This is a genomic window from Almyronema sp. (assembly GCF_052168255.1).
In the GTDB taxonomy this organism is placed as follows: Bacteria; Cyanobacteriota; Cyanobacteriia; order Phormidesmidales; family Phormidesmidaceae; genus Sphaerothrix; species Sphaerothrix epifaneia.
Genome location: NZ_JBQLZL010000051.1, coordinates 14,849 through 32,570, shown reverse-complemented (window position 1 = coordinate 32,570; position 17,722 = coordinate 14,849). Strand labels below are relative to the sequence as shown.

Here is a 17,722-nt window from a genome sequence, read left to right as displayed (position 1 = left end):
GGCTTGTGTCTTGCCTGCGGTAGAAAAGCGCTATAAAGTGCTGAGCAAGCCAGTCAACTCACCTATTTGTTATAAACAATGCCTATTCTTGCAGTCGTGGAAGCGACCTTAGAAAATGCGGCGATTGAGCAAAATCTGCGCCAATTTTTGCTAGTCCTTTCAGTTTCTTTGGGCGTGGCTACGCTCTCTCGCGTTTTTAGCTGGCTGCGCAACATTCCCTATACTTTGCTCCTGCTCTTAGTTGGGCTGGGGCTGGCTATTCTCAATGTTAGGCTGGTCAATCTCTCGCCGGAGCTGATTCTCTTCATTTTTTTGCCACCGCTGTTGTTTGAAGCGGCTTGGAATATTAAATGGTCAAATCTAAAACGAGATTTTTTCCCAATTGGGCTTTACGCCGTTTTGGGCGTTGTGGTCAGTATTGCAGGTATTGTTTTAGGGCTAAGGCAATTTGCTGGCGATTCACTAGCGATCGCGCTGATTGTAGGGGCTAGCTTATCGGCTACTGATCCGGTTTCAGTCGTCGCCCTATTTCGCGAGTTGGGAGTTGACAAGCGACTGACAACGCTAATGGAGGGCGAAAGCCTCTTCAACGATGGCGTTGCGGTTGTGGCCTATAACCTGCTGATTGGCATTGCCTTAGGAGTTGAGCAATTTAATATTTCAGTGACGCTAGCTCAGTTTTTTGTCTTTGTGGGCGTGGGCGTGAGTATTGGCGCTTTGATTGGCTTTGGTATTTCGTTTTTGACACAGCGTTTTGATTTGCCCCTCGTCGAGCAGTCTTTAACCCTGGTATCGGCCTATGGTACGTACCTAGTAGCAGAAGAACTAGGGGGATCGGGAGTTATTGCCGTTGTGACGACGGGGTTAATTTTGGGCAACTTCGGTTCCCGCATTGGCATGAACCCGCGTACCCGCTTAGTAGTTTCAGAATTTTGGGAGTTTTTAGCGTTTTTTGTTAACTCTATTGTCTTTTTGCTCATTGGCGATCAGGTGCGCTTTGAGGGGCTAATTGAGCACCTTGATTCTATTGGAGTCGCCATTGTGCTGTTAACGGTTACGCGGGCGGTGAGTATCTTCGGCTTTGGCTTTCTCAGCAATCAAGTAATCGAAAAAAATATTTCCTTAGGGAATCAGACCGTTTTATGGTGGGGCGGTCTGCGGGGATCGGTATCGGTCGCGCTGGCTTTGAGTGTGCCCGTTGTGTTAGCCAATGAGCGGGATGAAATTATTGCGATTGTGTTTGGCGTGATGCTGTTTACCCTGCTGGTGCAAGGGCTGACAACGAAGTTTTTACTGGTGCGCTTAGGGCTACTGGGCGACCAACCCCTACGGCAGGAATATACGCAGTTGATTGCGCGGCGTGTGGCGCTCAATCGGGTGCTAGATCGACTACGAACCTTAGAAAGCCGCCAGGAGATTGAGCCAGAATTTGGCCGTTATCAAATGGCGCTAGTAGAAGGCCAGCTAGAAGAGGTGCAAGAAAGTCTTGACCAACTCCAGCAAAATAAACCCGAACTACAAGTCTTTGCGGCAGAGCAGCTCAAAGAAGAACTGTTAGCGATCGAGTCCGATACCTATGCCGAGTTTATTCGAGCAGGTCAACTTAAAGATGAATTAGCCCCGCTGCTGCAAGATGTTTTGCCTGAAAATGCCGGCTGATTGGGGTCAGGCTGGTGATTTGTACCAGATTTGCGCCAGCGGTTGTGCCATAAGAAAACCTCTTTCCTAAGGGCTAGAAAAGAGGCGCTGCATGAGGGATTGAAATTTAGACGGAGGTTGAAATCAGCGGCTGTGGGTCTGAGCAAAAGACCCACAACCAACGTTTGGCTTAGAAAGTGTAGCCTAGACCAACGAAGCCATTCACATCGCTATCGTCGTTGATAGTCCAGTTAACTGAGCCGTTGGCGACTACCCGCTCGGTGATGCGGTAGTCAGCACCAGCCGTTACTAAACCACCAAACTCGTCATCGTCTGTTGTGAAGGCAACGCCACCGCCGACATAAGGAAAGAGTCTACCTTCTTGGTCGGGAGCATTGAAGTCGTAGGTTACAGGCAGCATAAAGCGAGTTGTGCCGTCATCGTCGAAGTCGAGGTCACTGTGAACAGCCGGACGAGCTGAAAACTGGTCACCCAATGTAATTTTGCTGTTGACGCCTAAGCCGACATCCGAATCACCTAAGTCACCGATCGCAGCCCCAATACCTACATAGTTGTAGTCAGTAGGAGCTGTTTGAGCGTTGGCGGCAAAGGGAACCACTGCGATCGCAGCTAAAGCAACACCAACGGGAAGTAAAGAACGCAGAGACAGTTTCATGATTTCTCTCCTAAAAGGTCGTAGAGATAAACAAACCCAATACTCAAAAGCTAAATTAAGCGACTAAAGGCGGTGAGTTGACTGCTGTTTAAATTGAGGCAGTTTTGGCCGTTAGTCAACGAGGATAGAGTTTTAGCAAGTCCTTACAGGCAAGGGCCTGGGGGAATTCAATCAGGACAGTAAACTTTGAGATAGATTTTCCAGAAAATTCCAGAAAGTTGACTCACGTTTACGGTTGCCGTTGACTTGATCCTCTACTTTTTTCCAGCTTTAGAGAAACACTTGATTCGTTTCTCTTGATACTGTTGTAGCGTTACGCTAATCACAATTTTGAGTTGTTTATGCCACTTGTTACAGTGGCTATTTTTACTCAGTTTAAGCTCAAGCCTTTGCCAGATTAGGGGTTGATAGCGGCTAATAGGGTTTGATTGGGCAAGGCAATAGGACAATTTTTTCGGGTTTGAGTGTTCCAGTTGCAGAGTTGTCTACAGCTAAAGAATTTTGTTGATGGCGCAGCGAGGGGCGTACTCATTTCTCTGTTCTGGGCTTTGGGGCAAGAGACTAGAGGATGAGCGAGGATAGCGACTAGCCAAAGGGACAGGCTGCCTTGAGGTCAACTATCGGTGCTGAGTGACTTAAAAAACTTGTGGGTAGCTCTGCTGCTGACGCCAACTATTGCCAGAGCTTGATGCCCCCTAGCAAACCTAAGCGATTAGAAACTACGGTGATGTTTTCAGGCAAATCAAAGGTAATGTTTTCGGTTTCGCCACCGCCGATATAAAGGTGATCGTAGTTAAAAAGAAACTGTAGCTGGGCGATCGCTTTTTTGAGCCGCTTATTCCATTTTTTCTGGCCTGCTTTTTCTAGCGCTGCTCGTCCTAGCTGTTGCTCATAGGTATCGCCTTTACGAAAAGGGTGGTGGGCTAGTTCTAGGTTAGGCACGAGCTGCCCGTTGACAAACAACGCAGAACCAAACCCGGTGCCCAGCGTAATCACCAATTCAACCCCTTGCCCAGCGATCGCCCCCCAACCTTGAATGTCGGCATCGTTGGCAATGCGTACTGGTTTTTGGCTCACCTGCTCTAACGCCGCCTGAAGGTTGTAACCTTGCCAAGCAATATCGAGGTTGGCCGCTGTTAGGGTGGTGCCGTTGCGAACAACCCCCGGAAACCCCACCGCCACCCGATCAAAGTCTCCCTGCTCGGCGGCCAGGTAAGAAACCGTAGTCACGATCGCTTCTGGCGTTGCAGGCTGGGGCGTATCTACCCGCAAGCGCTCAGTCAGCGGTTGCCCTTTGCTGTCAAGAATCATCACTTTAATACCGCTACCCCCAATGTCAACGGCCAGCGTTTTCAGGGCTTGGGTCGATCGCTGAGAATTTGCTTTGGCACGAGTTGAGGTTTTGGGGCGACTGGTTGCTTTTTTAGCGCGGGTAGAGGTTGATTTAGTCAGTTTGGGGTCGTTTTTTTCAGAGGGTCGCTCCTTAGCCATTTGGGGATTTCTCCTAAGTAACTTGAATGAACGGGCAGCAGGCGAGGCTGTTAGCAGACTTCAATTTTGCAGCCTAAGAGCCGATTTGGGGTTGCTGAAAACGATAGATATCGCGAATTACCTCAACCCATGCTTGGGTAACAGAGTCCATAATGCGATCGCCTTTTTCGCGGGTGGCGGTTGTGGCATCTCCTAACACGCCGCTTTGACTTAGGTCGTGCGTCGCCCAGGCAAACGGCAACGCCCCTTCCATGCTCAGCAAACTGTTTTCTGGCAGTCCTTGGGGGTAAGCTTTGACCGCTTTTTCAAACCGCACTTGCTGCGGCAAAATTGAGAGCATGACGCTGGTTTCAGCATCGCCAGCATGAATGCCTAGCTCTTTTTCGCGATCGCTGAGAAGTTCACCCGCGCAGTGAGGAACCCGCCAAACAAAAAGCGGAAACACCATAAAATCTGGGTAGCGTTGATGCAGATCTCGCGCCACAATTTCTAAAATCTGGGGCTGTCCGCCGTGGGCATTGACAAAGGCTAGCTTGCGAAACCCGGCTCGGTAGATACTATCAGCCACTTCTGTAAGCAATGCCAGCAAGGTTTGAGCCGATAAGGTAATGGTGCCAGGAAAACGCCAGTGCTCATTGGATTTGCCGTAGTAAAGCGGCGGCAGCGCATAGGCGGGCACTTCGGCTTCTAGTTGTTCTAAGGCGCGACCTACTACAGTGAGCGCGATCGCTGCATCAACCGCCAAGGGCAAATGAGGCCCATGTTGTTCGATCGCACCTATGGGCTGCAAGATGACAACAGAGCCTTTATCAGGCATGTTTTCAATCTCTGGCCAGGTGAGATAAGGGAAATAGCGATCGGCAGGAATGGGGTGATGCATTCTACAGGAGCAAGCGTTGAGAATAGTTATCCAGCCTAGCGCAAACTTAGCAATCGGCCCCAGCTTTGGCAAAAAGTGCAAGAAATCTGTAGTTCCCTTAACCTTGACGACAACGCCGTTTTCTACGGAACCCAAGGTATCGCTAACGGCAGAATACAGATGAAAAGCTTTTTGTCAGCGGCTTTCAGCCATTGAAATGTTTCAACTCTAGCAACGACGGCTATAGCTCATTGCCCCAAGCTGCGATCGCCCTGGCTCGAAATCTTCTTCAATCCGCCAGATCAGATCGGTTATTACGACTTTTATCGCAGGTTGTCCGCTTGACGATTTCTCGATAAACCGTAACAATGAATACAGAAATTGAATCGTTCATTCCTTTTGAGGTTTATCTCAAAGGAACGGAAGTAGGGAAACTCCCGAAGGAACGCGCCTCCTTAATTTCTCCACATTGTTCACTAGTTAAAGAGGCGAGAACTCATGAGCTTACATTATCGCGGCGTTCAGTACGAACCCACACAAACTAAAGTTGAAATGGCAGAAGGCGAAGTGATTGGTCTGTATCGCGGGGCTGTTGTGCGCCGTCGAGTTGCCAAGCATGCCCCGGCACAACCCTCAAATGCAGGGCTAAAGTATCGCGGCGCAAACGTACACTAAACCTTCCAGATTGATTTCCGTAGGCTGTTAAAGATTACTCCATTGCCAAGCACCTCTGTAGAGGTGCTTTTTTATTGAGCGTTTACGCCTCAGGCATCTAAACAGATAAGCAATTTTGCCAGATTAATGCATCGATGTACCTGCTTAAGCAGCGGTTATCGCCAGAGGCTAAGGGCAGAATGCAAGCTTTTCTGTCAACGACTCGCAGCCATTTGAGTGTCTTAACGCTGGTCGCTACAGCGATACCCCGCTTTTGTTGGCCTAAAAAAATAGATGAATTGACATCGCCTTAGCCTTCAAGCCATGAAGGTCTACCCCCCGTTGATAGAAGCGGCATATAGGCAGCTTTGGCAACAAAGCGAACAGTTTTCTCATTGAAAATTTTAAACTCTAGGGCAAGTTTGTAAAGTTTCTATGAAGTCTTTCTAGTTGTTTTCACTGAGGGGCGGAACTCGGCGTTTTAATGGGGCTAGGATGCGGCTATCGGATAAGTTTGTCACCGTGCGATCGATTTCATGCGGTTGAAATGGGCGGCAAGTCTCGCGATCGCGAAGACTTAAGGTTCTCTTTCTTGTCAGAGGTCGTCCAAAAAAGCTAAATTCTCTGGTGAGAGTTTAGTTTGGCTAGTTCGCATAAGGCCATCTTTTGACCGTAATTTCCGGTAAAGCGCTGAAACTAGAAGTTACCCTTGACTTCCCCATTATGGGTAATCTCGCTGTTTTGAGCTTTGGCTGATTGAGTCGGTGGCTTTTGCTGTTGCTAGCCTGCTTAAGTTTGCTTGAGCTGGTTTTGCTTAGGAAGAAGCGGGGGGGTGCCAATTTCCCCAGGCGATCGCTCCTTGTTTCAACCTAATCGCTTTGTAGATTTCTAGAGCGTTGCCACCTTGATGGCAACCTGGCTGGTTGAGCGTGTTTCCTCAGGGCTGATACTGGTCAACTGCTGGTCTGGCGATTGCGGCTAGGCAGTTGGCTTAGTTTGTCGGAGTTTTAGCCTGTACCCAAGATTTTGTTCTAGGACTGGCGCAAGTTCGCGGCTGGCTGTAGCGGCTGGCTTTGTGGCTTGAGTTAGCTCAGGTACAGCGCGATCGCAACCTTTAGTAGAGTTTACAGTTACATCATCATGTCTAGACTCAGTCGTCGCAGAGCGATTCAGCTGGCTATGGCTGCGGGTGGGGCTATGATTGTGCCTGCTACCATGCAGCGCATTGCCCGTTCGCAGGTTCTTTCTGACGAAAGTGGCTACCTCAGCCCTCGTCGTCCGCCGCTCTTTGGTAGAGATTTTGCAAGGCCACTGGTTTTACCGCCTATTCGCAGTGACGATCGGGGTGGGTCAAATGGTTCCCAAGACTTTATTGGAACTGACTACTACGATCTCACCATGCAGAAGGCTTATGTAGAGATTTTACCGGGCACTCAAACTGAGATTTGGGGCTATGGCCCAACCTGCCGCCCAGAGTATCAAAGTCGATATCCTTACTGCGATCGGGGATCTTCGTCTCCGGGGCCAACCATTCGCCAGCGCAAAGATCGACAATCGGTTGTTCGGCACATCAACAATCTGGGTAAAGATAGCAAGCAAGGCGATATCTACACTTCCGTCCACCTGCATGGCATGGCAGCACTGCCTCAGTATGACGGCTGGGCTGACGACATTACCTATCCCGGACAGTACAAAGACTATATTTATCCCAACAACCGTCCGGCTAGCATTTGGTATCACGACCACGGCGTACACCGCACCGCCCTGAATGACTATATGGGCTTGGGGGCTATGTACATTGTTGAAGATCCAGATGAAAAAGAAGACATTCCCAAAGGTGACTATGATGTGCCACTGATTTTGAGCGACAAGCTCATGAATCGCGACGGTCAGTTAGTGTATGCCGACAACGGTCAAAAAAATCTGTTTGGCGACATTATCTTGGTGAACGGGGTTCCTTGGCCAGTTATGCAGGTACAGCGGCGTAGGTACCGTTTTCGGGCTTTAAATACAGGCATTACCCGAGCCTACAAGCTGAAGCTGAATGCCGACACACCGTTAACGGTTATCGGTACGGATGCGGGTTTATTAGAGTCACCTGTTGAAACCGATACCTTAGTGATTGGGGTGGCTGAGCGTTATGAGTTTGTGATTGACTTTTCTGAATTTTCGGCTGGTACTCAGATTGAATTGCGCAATGGCGAACTCGACAACCACGAGAGCTTCCCGCGGACTAACAAAATTATGCGTTTCGATGTCGTGGGGGGACGGGTTTCTGATAATCCTCCTTTGCCAGAGAAGCTGCGCAACGATAATTTTGAATACTCAGACGAAATTAATCGGCTGAAGTCGCAGGTGGTGCGTCGGCGCGAATTTGTATTTGAACGTCACAACGGTTTGTGGGCTATTAATGGTCGGTTTTGGGGAGATGGTGGCGTGGAAGCCAACCCTGATGTCGGCGATGTCGAAATTTGGAGACTGGTGAATAACGGGGGGGGATGGAATCATCCCATCCATATTCACCTGGTTGACTTTCTGATGATGAACCGTAATGGGGGCAGGCTGCATCACTATGAGCGGGGCTTTAAGGATGTGGTTTATCTAGGAGAAAGCCAGGAAATTCGGGTGATTACCAAGTTTGGCCCGCATCCAGGTAAGTATATGTTCCATTGCCACAACTTAGTTCACGAAGACCACGATATGATGCGGGCTTTTGAGGTGGGTAGCGGTGGTTTTGATCCTGTCGATGCGGCTCGACCTCAAACGTATCAAATTGACAATCCCAATCGCCCTGACTATGTACCACCGATGTAGTACCTGGTGCAGTTTGGAAGTTTTGGGTTAATTTTCAGGTTTTTGTCATGAATGTTTTTCGTCAAGCCAGTGAGCTTGTAAAAATTACCGTTGCTTGTCTGCTTGCGATCGCGCTTTTGGCTACCCCCGTTAACGCCGAGACGATGGGGATGGCTCACCCTGAAATGCGGATTCCCTCGTTTGACTACCCTTACTACATTGCGCCTGAGCGCATAGCGGCAGAGACTTATTTAAATCAAGGGTTGTCTAAGGCTTACCAGCAAGATCGAGACGGAGCGATCGCTGATTTATCGCGAGCGATTGCAACTGACCCCACCTACGAAATGGCGTATCGTTATTTAGGCGATCTCTACCGCGAAATCAACCAGCTAGAGTTAGCTTTAGCCGCTTATAGCCATGCCCTGGTGTACAACCCTTTTTTCGCTCGCCTCTACAACAGCCGGGGTGAAGTTTTGCTGGCGCTCGATCGCTCACAAGCGGCGATCGCCGACTTTAGCAAAGCGATTGAGGTCTACCCGGAAGACCCTATTGCCTATTACAACCGTGGTAGAGCCTACGCAGATTTAAAAAACTATCCCCAAGCTATTTTTGATCTGCGGCAAGCGATTCAAATTAGCGACCTCTATGCCGATGCCTATGTCAGCCGTGGCCAGGTACGGCAGTCAATTGATAACGTGCGGGGTGCGATCGCAGACTATCTGACAGCGGCTGAGTTACTCAAATCAGAAGCTGAATCTCAAACCGAGCAAGGCAACAACGTGCGATCGCAGCAGCTCTGGCAGCAGTATCACACCCTAGTCGCCAAAGTAGATGCGTTAACCGCCAACCTCAGCTAGCGCTGAGTATCCATTTTGAGGCCATCATTTTTTGGAGTTGTTCACCCATGCAAAAACTTTTGCGGGCGCTGCTATTGCCCGGTTTAATCGCTTTTTTGGTAGCAGAAATGTTGCTAGTATCGCCAGCAATGGCTCAATCTGCTGCTAGCGACTCACTTTGCTATATGCAGACTGAAAGCGGCACTATTGTTGATCTGAGTGAATTTTGTGGTTCTGAAGCAGACAACATTTCGCCCCCAACTACCAATACCGCTCGTCCTGCACCAGCCAGGAACACGCAGCCAACGTACCCCGGCTACACGGGTTCAAACGGCGAGGTCTATGCGCAGACTGTGAGCTACCCAGAACCCCCTAATGTTTATGACTATGGAGCTATTCGGGCTTTCGATCGCCAGCTCTACGGAGATTAAGGTTTAGACCTCAGTAGAGTCTCTCAATCTATGCCGCTTTTGTCAGTCTGAAAAAAAATCAACAGATTTGCCCTATCTCAGCCGACGAAAAATCCAAGGGTTATACCGATTCTTCAAAGTAAAGGTACAGATGAGAATGCCGAAACGTCTGCAAAGCCAAGACTGTTGAATTCAAAATCGAAAATCCAAAATCGAGAATTGATATTATCCCCAGTTTGATAAAGGAGGACTCTAGCTGTAGCCATAAGTGCTGAGACACTTCAACGGCTGAAAGCCGCTGACAGAAAACCTTTCATTTTGCTTTCTGTCTTGGCCTACTGGTTTTAGCTACATCAACTACTGCGGCGTTTGATGGGTCATTTGACTATCTAGCTTGAGCACCAACACACCGAGCGGTGGCAGCGTCAAGCTGAGCGCATAGGGCCAGCGATGGTTGTGTTCCCAGACGTGGGCTTCTTGGCCGCCATGATTGCCAACCCCGCTGCCGCCGTAGATTTCGGCGTCACTGTTGAGCAATTCTTTGTAGTATCCCGCTTCTGGTACTCCCACCCAGTAGCCATGCTGCGGGACTGGCGTAAAGTTGCATACTGTCACCACAAAATCATCGGAGTGTTTATCTTTGCGCAAAAAAGACACCACACTATGCTCGGCATCGTTGCAGTCAATCCACTCAAAGCCTGCATTGGTAAAGTCGTCTGTGTGGAGAGCGGGTTCGCTGCGATAAAGCTGGTTTAGTTCACTCATAAATTGTTTAAGCCGAGCGTGAGGCTCACTTTCGAGTAACCACCAATCCAAATCAGACCAAACATTCCACTCGCGGGTCTGGCCGAACTCCATGCCCATAAACAGGGTTTTTTTACCAGGATGGGTAAACATGTAGGCATAAAGAGCGCGGAGGTTAGCAAACTTTTGCCACTCGTCTCCCGGCATTTTTTGAATCAGGTGGCCTTTGCCGTGGACAACCTCATCGTGAGAGAGCGCTAGCATAAAGTTTTCGCTGAAGGCGTACCACAGGCCAAAGGTGACATTGTTTTGGTGATAGCGACGATTAATCGGATCTTGGCTGAAGTAGTAGAGCATGTCATGCATCCAGCCCATGTTCCACTTGAGGTTGAAGCCTAAGCCACCGACGTAGGTAGGGCGAGAGACGTTCGGCCAGGAAGTTGATTCTTCAGCGATTGAAAGCGCGCCAGGGTAATAGCCAAACAGCAGATAGTTGAGTTCGCGCAAAAATTCTACGGCTTCTAAGTTTTCGTTGCCGCCGTAGTGATTGGGTACCCACTCGCCCGGTTTGCGATCGTAGTCGAGATAGAGCATAGAAGCGACGGCATCCACTCGAATACCGTCAATGTGGTACTTGTCGAACCAGAAAAGGGCATTGGAAATCAAAAAGTTGCGGACTTCGTGGCGGGAGTAGTTAAAGACCAGCGTGCCCCATTCTTTGTGTTCACCTTTGCGCGGATCGGCGTGTTCATAGAGGTGAGAGCCGTCAAAAAAGGCCAGTCCGTGGCTGTCTTTGGGGAAGTGACCAGGTACCCAATCCACAATGACGCCAATGCCATTTTGGTGGCACTGATCGACAAAATACATAAAGTCTTGCGGCGTGCCAAAGCGCGATGTGGGCGCATAGTGGCCAGCAACTTGGTATCCCCACGAGCCGTCAAAAGGATGCTCGGCAACGGGTAGCACTTCAATGTGGGTATAGCCCAGTTCTTGAACGTAGGGAATGAGCTGATCGGCTAGCTCTCGGTAGGTTAAAAAGCGGGCACCAGGTTTTTCGTCAATGGCGACGGCATAGCCCGATTGGGGTGGATGGGCGAGGCTGTCGTGTAGCCAAGAGCCTAAATGCACCTCATAGACCGAAATTGGCTGGTCTTGCGGATTGCGATCGCGCCGTTGCTCCATCCAGTCATTGTCTTGCCAGGTATAGCTCAGGTCGCTAACCACAGAAGCCGTTGCTGGCCGCACCTCTTGTTGGAAGCCGTAAGGGTCAGATTTATAGTAGAGGTGACCGTGGTGATTTTTAATTTCGTATTTGTATTTTTGGCCGACGCCAATAGCAGGAATAAACAAATCCCACACACCACCGCCAATCATGCGCATCTGGTGTTTGCGGCCATCCCAGCTATTGAAGTCACCCACAACTGATACATTGCGAGCATTCGGTGCCCACACCGCAAAGTAAACCCCCTTGACCCCTTCAATTTCTGTGGGGTGTGAACCCATCTTTTCGTAAATGCGGTGGTGCTTGCCTTCGGTAAAAAGATGAATATCAAATTCGCTCAGCAGCGGCGTCTTAAAGGCATAGGGGTCATGCATCACCTGTTCATGTCCACCCTGTTTCACCTTTAGCAAATAGTTAGTTGCCAGTTCTTCAGTATCTACCTGACACTCAAAAAAGTGAGGGTGATGCACGGGTTCCATAGGATGCTGCGATCGCCCTTCAGGATGAATCACCCACGCTGCTTCTGCATCTGGCAAATAAGCGCGTACAACCCAGCGAGTGGCATTCTCAGCCTCTACTGGGTGCGAACCTAAAATCTCAAATGGATTTTGGTGGCGATTTTCAACAATCCGCTGAACCTGATCGGGGGCAGCTGTGGCCATAAAAATTCCTCTTAATCAATACGTTTTAAATGCGTCTTAGCAATCTGCTACGATTGACAGTCACTCTGAACCAAAGCTTTACAGCGCTCCAGTTTGCTGCTAGCCCCACAAAGCCCTGTGAAGCCACAACAGTCTGCCCTTAGCACCGTACAGGGAAATCCCCTATTTAGCCTCCCACATGAGAGGGAATGTCAATCTCAAACTTTGAATAGCTATGTTTTGTTCACAATTTTACAGAAAACTAAGATTTATTACAAAGTCTTTAAAGGGCGATCGCCCCATACCCCGTCAAAACAGATTTGCTTTTAGTCTTTCAAGGCCGTACCCCTATACTTAGTTTTGAATGACTTGGGTTCCCAAGCAGAGCCTCAAAAACCAACCTTCCCCCTTCTCCCCCACCCCCCTTCTCCCCTTCCCCTCCTCTCCCCATGCCCACCCCGCCTCAACTCCGGCCTTACCAGGTTCAACTGATTAACGATCTTTATCGCCAGCTCAACCAGGGGTACAAGCGGGTAGCGATCATTGCCGGAACAGGTGCTGGCAAAACCGTCATTAGCGGTCAGATTTGTGCCCACGCCGAAGCCGCCGGAAAACGCCTAATGTTTTTGGTGCATTTGGATGTGTTAGTCGGCCAGACCTATGAAAAGATGAAAGCTTTTGGCCTGCACTGCGGCTTTATCAAAGCCGGATGGGAAGAAGATCGCGACGCGCCCATTCAGATCGCTAGTGTCCAAACAATGGCTCAGCGCAAGTGGTGGCGCAAGTGGCCGGCTGATGTGGTGTTTTTTGATGAAGGTCACACGACTTTATTTAGCCGCATTGGTAAGCAGGTTCTCTACAAAACTCATGCTGATGCGGTTCACTTAGTCATGACGGCCACGCCCTTGCGCTTAGGTAAAGACCAGCTTGGCGAACACCTAGAAACCCTGGTGGCTGCGCCTGTCCCCAGCGAGCTGCAAGAGATGGGCTTTCTCTCGCAGATGAAATATTACAGCATGCCTCAAGACGGCCTAGCCAAGCTAGATGAAGTACGCACAGTACGCGGTGACTATGACGAAGCGGGGTTAAAAAATGCCTGCGATCGCCCCGAACTGGTGGGAAAAATTGTGGCGGAATGGCAGCGCCTCACTCCGGGCAAGCGCACGATCGCCTTTTGTGTGGATATCGAACATGCCCGCCACGTTGCGGAAGCGTTTCGGCAAGCAGGTATTCCTTCAGATACGGTAGAAGGGGGGACACCGATTAAAGAACGCCAGCGGATGTACGCGGATCTGCGAGAGGAGCGAATTCTAGTGTTGACCTCTTGCAATGTGATTAGCATTGGCTTTGATGAGCCAAGCGTAGAGGTGGGCTTACTGCTGCGACCTACGCAATCGAGTGCGCTACATTTTCAACAAATTGGCCGGGTGATGCGGATTTCGCCGCAAACGGGGAAGCTGTACGGCATTATTTTGGATCAAGCGGGCAATCTGGAACGCTTGGGCTTTCCTGAAGATGTGGAAGAGTATTACCTGCCGATGCAGAAAGAGGCAGCGGGTAAGGGTGGCCCGCCACCGATGAAGCCTTGCCCTCAGTGTGGGCGAATTGTGCATTCGTTTATTGTCAAGTGCCCGGACTGTGGACACCAGTGGGTAAGCGATCGCCCGTTGAATTTAGAAGATATGGTGCCCATCTATTCACGGGAACAGGCTCACCAAATTAAAGATCCGGCCATTCTCTGTGAGCTGTTTCACAGTCATCGCCGTCGCACATTTCGGCAGGGCTATGCGCCAACGCTGGCAGAACACAGTTTTTATGAGCATTGTGGGCGACAGCCAAAGCTGGAGTGGTACCGAGGGTCAGTGTTTGGCCTGCGACCCACGCCGGATCAGTATCAGCTTTTTTTGCATTACTTGAATAAAAGTGCGCGGCGTTTGGGTAAGCGATCGGAGTGGATTATTGGCGAGTTTGAAAAGGAGTTTGGCTCAGGTGCGTGGCAGCAAATGTTGGGTTAGGCGATATTTTTCAGGTCATCGCATCAAACTGAATCTTTTACACCAAACGGTGATTGCCCAACAGCCTGCAAATTTCTGTAAGCCTGTGCAGGATCAAAGCGATCGCGCACACCTGCCAATCGTTTAGCCAGTCGTAAAACGCTATAGAGAGCAGCCAGCGGTAACCCCGTTAGAGCTGGCTGGCCTAATCCTAAAATCTTCAAGCCTTTCCCCAACCGCGACTGAGGCGCTAACCAAGCTAAGTCGTCAGGGGGCAATGAGCCTTTATACCGGGTCGCTGTATAGACATAAGGCGATAATTCCAGCCGAGCTTGGTCAAAATGGCGTCTGATTCCAGCCTGCGCTGCGCGGTAGCGCCAAGGCTTCTCTCCCTGCGAATGAATAAAGGCGGGCAAACCGTTGCAAAAATTACCCAAACGCTCTGAGAGGGTATAACCCGGTGGCCCAAAATATTGAATAATCTCTTTGCCCCGCCGCAAAATTTTCAGCGGTACAGTAGCAAAAGCTTGGCTAGATAACAGAGCCGTCAAGACATCCTGATCACCAAATAAATAAAAAGGACGCTGCCCAATTGGTAAAGCTTGTGCTGCGCGATAGCGGTCACTTTCTAAACCCGCTTTCCAGGCGTCTAGCAGCGGGCTGTGGGCTGGCGTGACCCGGACAACGCCTGTATTCAGGGTAAATGGCAACTGCCTACCCACCTCAAAACCCCATGCTTTGGCTCGATAACCCGCATCAGCATAATGACCGTACAAGGCTTCTTCTGTGACTACTAAAGTGTCCGCCGCCAGCGACCCTAGCGAAGGCCGAAAATCTTGCGTCAAAATAATATCCGCATCGATCCACCAAACCTGTGGGTAGCCTTCTTGCAACAGCCAGCTTAGCAAGTAAGGCTTGATATCGTAAGCAGAAACATGGGCGGGCAGAGTATCGCGCCATTGCACCTGAGCAAACGGAGCTAGCCATTGCTGAAAGGCTGATGAAGCAGGTGGATAAAACAGGACAACTGGCAAATCTGGGCAGTGCTGCTGCAAGCTCAAAAGCAACAGCTTGATGGCGATTTCTTCACTCAGGCGACTTTCGGCAATGCAAACAACCATGCGTGCAGTTCTCCAAAAAGCTGGCTGTAAAGCACGGGTCTACTCACCCGTTGCCTCTTGCCTCATAAACGTAAGGGGGAAGCTGAGAATCAGCCTCCCCCTTACGTATGAGGTCGAAAAGGATGCCAGTGATGTAGGGTTGTTCGCGGCCTAATAGGGCGATCGCGCTGATTACGGGCTTTCTGGTGCTGTGTCGCTGGCGGCTGGGGGGGCATCCGTCTCAACTACTGGGTCAGCCGCTTCGTCAGGGGTGGCTACTGGGGTGCTGGCCTCTGAGTCTGGCGGTGCTGTTGCTATCTGCCATTCTTCTATAGGGCGATTCACCGCATTGACAAAATCAATGGGCACAACCTGCACCTCGACCTCATCCGCATCATCGGGTAAGGGCACCGTTTCGGGGTCAATTAGTGCATAGACAGCCCCGCCGCTAAAATCTTCTCCTCCTAGCACCAGGGTATGGGTAGTTTCATCAGCCAGGGTAAATTCGATTGTAGCGGTGGGAGACGCTAGCCCAAATTCGGCCTGATTGGCTGGCGTTAGGGTAGTCGTTTGCTGGGCTGACTCGGTGCGCAGCAGGTTCAGCAAAAAGGCGATCGCAGCGGGTTCAGCAGGTGCTGTTTCTGGCTCTAGCATTTGCCAAACGTCTGCCTCATCGCGCTCAAAACGCAGGGTAGTATCTTCAGTCGTCACCACCAGGGTTTGCACATCGGCTTCTTCAAACTCAAACAGGCGATCGCTGCTCTGAGTTTGAGTTAAGGTTTCGGTGTCATCAGCGGGTCGCTGCAATTCACTAATCAGCACTACCCCGCCCAACCCCAAAGCCACCAGCAAAAGAATCACAGTGCTACGTTGCAGCTTCATTATGATCAACTCCTAGCGTCGCCGTAGCCACATCACTACGGCTCCAACAACGGCAATTAGCGGCAATATCAAACACGAAAAGACAGCAATGCCCACCTGCTGAGCGGGTGTCATCAGAATCCGGCGGCGAGTCACCTCTTTGGGGCGAATCGACAGCACTTCATCGGCCTGCTGACTCAGCCAGCTAATCGCGTTCAAAAAGACATCGCCGTTGAGCTGCTGCCCAAACAAACCATCAGACGCAAAGCTAGAGTTGCCGATCACCACCAAACGGGTTTCAGCCGGAGGGTCAGCCGCCGTATCTAGAGTCGGCTCGGTACTAGGAGTAGAGGCGGTAGTTGACGGTTCAGACGCTGCCGCTGGATCTGCCTCTACTGGCCGGGTCAACGCCACACCCACCACAAAGGGGCCATCGGGTGCCTGTTCGGGGTCAAACTGGAGTTCGCCTGCCTCAGAAATGCTCTGGGCTTGAGTATCGTACCCCGTTGTTAGCAGCGGCGTGGCCTCTACATTGGGCACCTCAGCAATTTCTAACGGCTGCACTACTGGATAGAAAGAGCGGCCACCGTTAAATTCTTGCGTAATGGGGTGGTCGCCATAATCAGACACAATAGGAGCAGCAGGCCCCAAGCCAACCAGTTGACCTGCCCCAGAAGTATCTAGCACCAGTTCTTGAGTCGGCGTGACGCCCCAACTGGCTAAGAAGTTATTCAAACCGTTGTTGGTGTTGGGGTCAATCAGTAGCAGGGCGTTGCCGCCTGAAGCCAGGTACGCTTCAAGTGCCTCAATTTCGGCGTCAAACAAGGTTTGCTGTGGCCCTGCCACCACCACTACGCTGGCATCGTCTGGAATTTGGGGTGAGGCTTGACTATCGGCTGCCTCAGGCGTTGGTTCCGCCTCGGAGGCGTCTAAATCTTCTGAGGCGTCTGGCGTGCTTGCGTCTGGCTCCAGCAGTTCTGCTAAGTCATTAGCCGCTGCGTCTGGCTCAGCCAGGTTGAGGGGCTTCACCGTGTAGTTTTTGTCTTCTAGGCTTTGGACTGCTTCAAACAGTCCAGCCTGAGTGCCGTCGATCGCGTACTCGCCGTGCCCCTGCAAAAAATAGATCGTAGCCGCTCGATCACCGCCAAGGCGATCGAGCTGGTTAGTCAACTGTCGCTCTGAGAGGCGATCGGTTTCATTCAAGCGCTGAACTAGCTGACGGCGATCGCCAGCCGTTAAATACACTTCACCCGTCGCTTGGACGCCAAATTCTTGGCTAAGGACAGGTTCGTCGTAGGGATTGACGTATTCGTAGCTGAACTGCTGCGGATTTTGCCGTCTGTAGCTTTCTAAAAGCTGCTGATCTTGAGGATTGGGAGCCAGGTCAAAAATGAGCACCCGCACTGGCTGGTTCAGCGTTTGCACCACCTGCTCCGACTGAGGAGCCAGCGTAAAAAGCTGATTTTCAGTCAGGTCTAGCCGCGCCGAGTAGCGAACTGCCAGAAAATTGACCAATCCTAAAATTACCAGCACGGCCAGTATCGCCACCAGCGCATTGGTGCCCACCTGGGTCGATCGCTGCTGCCAAAAGCTTTGCCGCCCTTGCCCGCTAAACCAGGCCCCTAAACCCAACAGCCCTAAACCCACGACCAAAAACACCAGGGGCAGCGGCGTCCAGCCGCCGAGCGCGGCAGCGACCAGGCCAGCAGTAATCAGCGCTAAACCGGGCCAAATCAGCAGCTTGAGATACTTAGAAGAGATGTTTAGTTTTTTCATATCAGTCCACAAGGGACACCGAAAAAT

At 50.7% G+C, this 17,722-nt stretch carries 13 protein-coding genes and 1 riboswitch; of the genes, 6 read left to right on the top strand and 7 right to left on the bottom strand.

The annotated features are described in order from the left end of the window. The first annotated feature begins 78 nt into the window (after positions 1 to 78). Complete coding sequence (locus ACTS3T_RS11700) at positions 79 to 1,659, top strand: cation:proton antiporter (RefSeq protein ID WP_462935004.1); 1,581 nt, start codon at positions 79 to 81, stop codon at positions 1,657 to 1,659. Between the two features lie 169 nt (positions 1,660 to 1,828). On the opposite strand, the gene ACTS3T_RS11695 is transcribed toward ACTS3T_RS11700, so the two are convergent. The 3 genes from ACTS3T_RS11695 to ACTS3T_RS11685 all read right to left on the bottom strand — a co-directional run bounded on the left by ACTS3T_RS11695 (position 1,829) and on the right by ACTS3T_RS11685 (position 4,685). Further along, positions 1,829 to 2,314, bottom strand: a complete 486-nt coding sequence (locus tag ACTS3T_RS11695) for a hypothetical protein (RefSeq protein WP_462935003.1) — start codon at positions 2,312 to 2,314, stop codon at positions 1,829 to 1,831. A gap of 672 nt (positions 2,315 to 2,986) precedes the next feature. After that, positions 2,987 to 3,805, bottom strand: coding sequence for an ROK family protein (locus ACTS3T_RS11690; RefSeq protein WP_462935002.1), 819 nt, complete (start codon positions 3,803 to 3,805; stop codon positions 2,987 to 2,989). Between the two features lie 73 nt (positions 3,806 to 3,878). Further along, positions 3,879 to 4,685, bottom strand: a complete 807-nt coding sequence (locus ACTS3T_RS11685) for a creatininase family protein (protein ID WP_462935015.1) — start codon at positions 4,683 to 4,685, stop codon at positions 3,879 to 3,881. Positions 4,686 to 5,049: 364 nt separating this feature from the next. After that, a riboswitch (Glutamine riboswitch) is annotated at positions 5,050 to 5,116 on the top strand. Positions 5,117 to 5,162: 46 nt separating this feature from the next. On the opposite strand from ACTS3T_RS11685, the gene ACTS3T_RS11680 reads away from it, so the two are divergent. The 4 genes from ACTS3T_RS11680 to ACTS3T_RS11665 all read left to right on the top strand — a co-directional run bounded on the left by ACTS3T_RS11680 (position 5,163) and on the right by ACTS3T_RS11665 (position 9,378). Beyond that, positions 5,163 to 5,339: a DUF4278 domain-containing protein gene (locus ACTS3T_RS11680; protein WP_462935001.1), complete on the top strand. Its 177-nt coding sequence runs from the start codon at positions 5,163 to 5,165 to the stop codon at positions 5,337 to 5,339. 1,377 nt (positions 5,340 to 6,716) lie between these two features. Beyond that, positions 6,717 to 8,132, top strand: coding sequence for a multicopper oxidase family protein (locus ACTS3T_RS11675; RefSeq protein WP_462935014.1), 1,416 nt, complete (start codon positions 6,717 to 6,719; stop codon positions 8,130 to 8,132). Between the two features lie 47 nt (positions 8,133 to 8,179). After that, positions 8,180 to 8,968 carry a tetratricopeptide repeat protein gene (locus ACTS3T_RS11670; RefSeq protein ID WP_462935000.1) on the top strand — a complete coding sequence of 263 codons (789 nt, stop codon included), beginning with the start codon at positions 8,180 to 8,182 and terminating at the stop codon, positions 8,966 to 8,968. 47 nt (positions 8,969 to 9,015) lie between these two features. Further along, positions 9,016 to 9,378 carry a hypothetical protein gene (locus tag ACTS3T_RS11665; RefSeq protein WP_462934999.1) on the top strand — a complete coding sequence of 121 codons (363 nt, stop codon included), beginning with the start codon at positions 9,016 to 9,018 and terminating at the stop codon, positions 9,376 to 9,378. A 336-nt stretch (positions 9,379 to 9,714) separates the two neighbouring features. On the opposite strand, the gene glgB is transcribed toward ACTS3T_RS11665, so the two are convergent. Further along, positions 9,715 to 11,985, bottom strand: coding sequence for a 1,4-alpha-glucan branching protein GlgB (gene glgB / locus ACTS3T_RS11660; RefSeq protein ID WP_462934998.1), 2,271 nt, complete (start codon positions 11,983 to 11,985; stop codon positions 9,715 to 9,717). Positions 11,986 to 12,413: 428 nt separating this feature from the next. Between glgB and ACTS3T_RS11655 the strand changes: the two genes are divergently transcribed. Beyond that, complete coding sequence (locus tag ACTS3T_RS11655) at positions 12,414 to 13,979, top strand: DEAD/DEAH box helicase (RefSeq protein ID WP_462934997.1); 1,566 nt, start codon at positions 12,414 to 12,416, stop codon at positions 13,977 to 13,979. 23 nt (positions 13,980 to 14,002) lie between these two features. On the opposite strand, the gene ACTS3T_RS11650 is transcribed toward ACTS3T_RS11655, so the two are convergent. From ACTS3T_RS11650 to ACTS3T_RS11640, 3 genes are all read right to left on the bottom strand, one after another. After that, positions 14,003 to 15,079, bottom strand: coding sequence for a nucleotide-diphospho-sugar transferase (locus ACTS3T_RS11650; protein ID WP_462934996.1), 1,077 nt, complete (start codon positions 15,077 to 15,079; stop codon positions 14,003 to 14,005). Positions 15,080 to 15,250: 171 nt separating this feature from the next. Beyond that, positions 15,251 to 15,940, bottom strand: coding sequence for a DUF4340 domain-containing protein (locus ACTS3T_RS11645; RefSeq protein ID WP_462934995.1), 690 nt, complete (start codon positions 15,938 to 15,940; stop codon positions 15,251 to 15,253). 12 nt (positions 15,941 to 15,952) lie between these two features. Next, complete coding sequence (locus ACTS3T_RS11640) at positions 15,953 to 17,695, bottom strand: GldG family protein (RefSeq protein ID WP_462934994.1); 1,743 nt, start codon at positions 17,693 to 17,695, stop codon at positions 15,953 to 15,955. Positions 17,696 to 17,722: the final 27 nt, after the last annotated feature.

Excerpts from the sequence above, each read along its gene's own strand:
- ACTS3T_RS11700 (WP_462935004.1), top strand. The coding sequence starts at position 79 with ATGCCTATTCTTGCAGTCGTGGAAGCGACCTTAGAAAATGCGGCGATT.
- ACTS3T_RS11695 (WP_462935003.1), bottom strand. The coding sequence starts at position 2,314 with ATGAAACTGTCTCTGCGTTCTTTACTTCCCGTTGGTGTTGCTTTAGCT.
- ACTS3T_RS11690 (WP_462935002.1), bottom strand. The coding sequence starts at position 3,805 with ATGGCTAAGGAGCGACCCTCTGAAAAAAACGACCCCAAACTGACTAAA.
- ACTS3T_RS11685 (WP_462935015.1), bottom strand. The coding sequence starts at position 4,685 with ATGCATCACCCCATTCCTGCCGATCGCTATTTCCCTTATCTCACCTGG.
- ACTS3T_RS11680 (WP_462935001.1), top strand. The coding sequence starts at position 5,163 with ATGAGCTTACATTATCGCGGCGTTCAGTACGAACCCACACAAACTAAA.
- ACTS3T_RS11675 (WP_462935014.1), top strand. The coding sequence starts at position 6,717 with ATGCAGAAGGCTTATGTAGAGATTTTACCGGGCACTCAAACTGAGATT.
- ACTS3T_RS11670 (WP_462935000.1), top strand. The coding sequence starts at position 8,180 with ATGAATGTTTTTCGTCAAGCCAGTGAGCTTGTAAAAATTACCGTTGCT.
- ACTS3T_RS11665 (WP_462934999.1), top strand. The coding sequence starts at position 9,016 with ATGCAAAAACTTTTGCGGGCGCTGCTATTGCCCGGTTTAATCGCTTTT.
- glgB (WP_462934998.1), bottom strand. The coding sequence starts at position 11,985 with ATGGCCACAGCTGCCCCCGATCAGGTTCAGCGGATTGTTGAAAATCGC.
- ACTS3T_RS11655 (WP_462934997.1), top strand. The coding sequence starts at position 12,414 with ATGCCCACCCCGCCTCAACTCCGGCCTTACCAGGTTCAACTGATTAAC.
- ACTS3T_RS11650 (WP_462934996.1), bottom strand. The coding sequence starts at position 15,079 with ATGGTTGTTTGCATTGCCGAAAGTCGCCTGAGTGAAGAAATCGCCATC.
- ACTS3T_RS11645 (WP_462934995.1), bottom strand. The coding sequence starts at position 15,940 with ATGAAGCTGCAACGTAGCACTGTGATTCTTTTGCTGGTGGCTTTGGGG.
- ACTS3T_RS11640 (WP_462934994.1), bottom strand. The coding sequence starts at position 17,695 with ATGAAAAAACTAAACATCTCTTCTAAGTATCTCAAGCTGCTGATTTGG.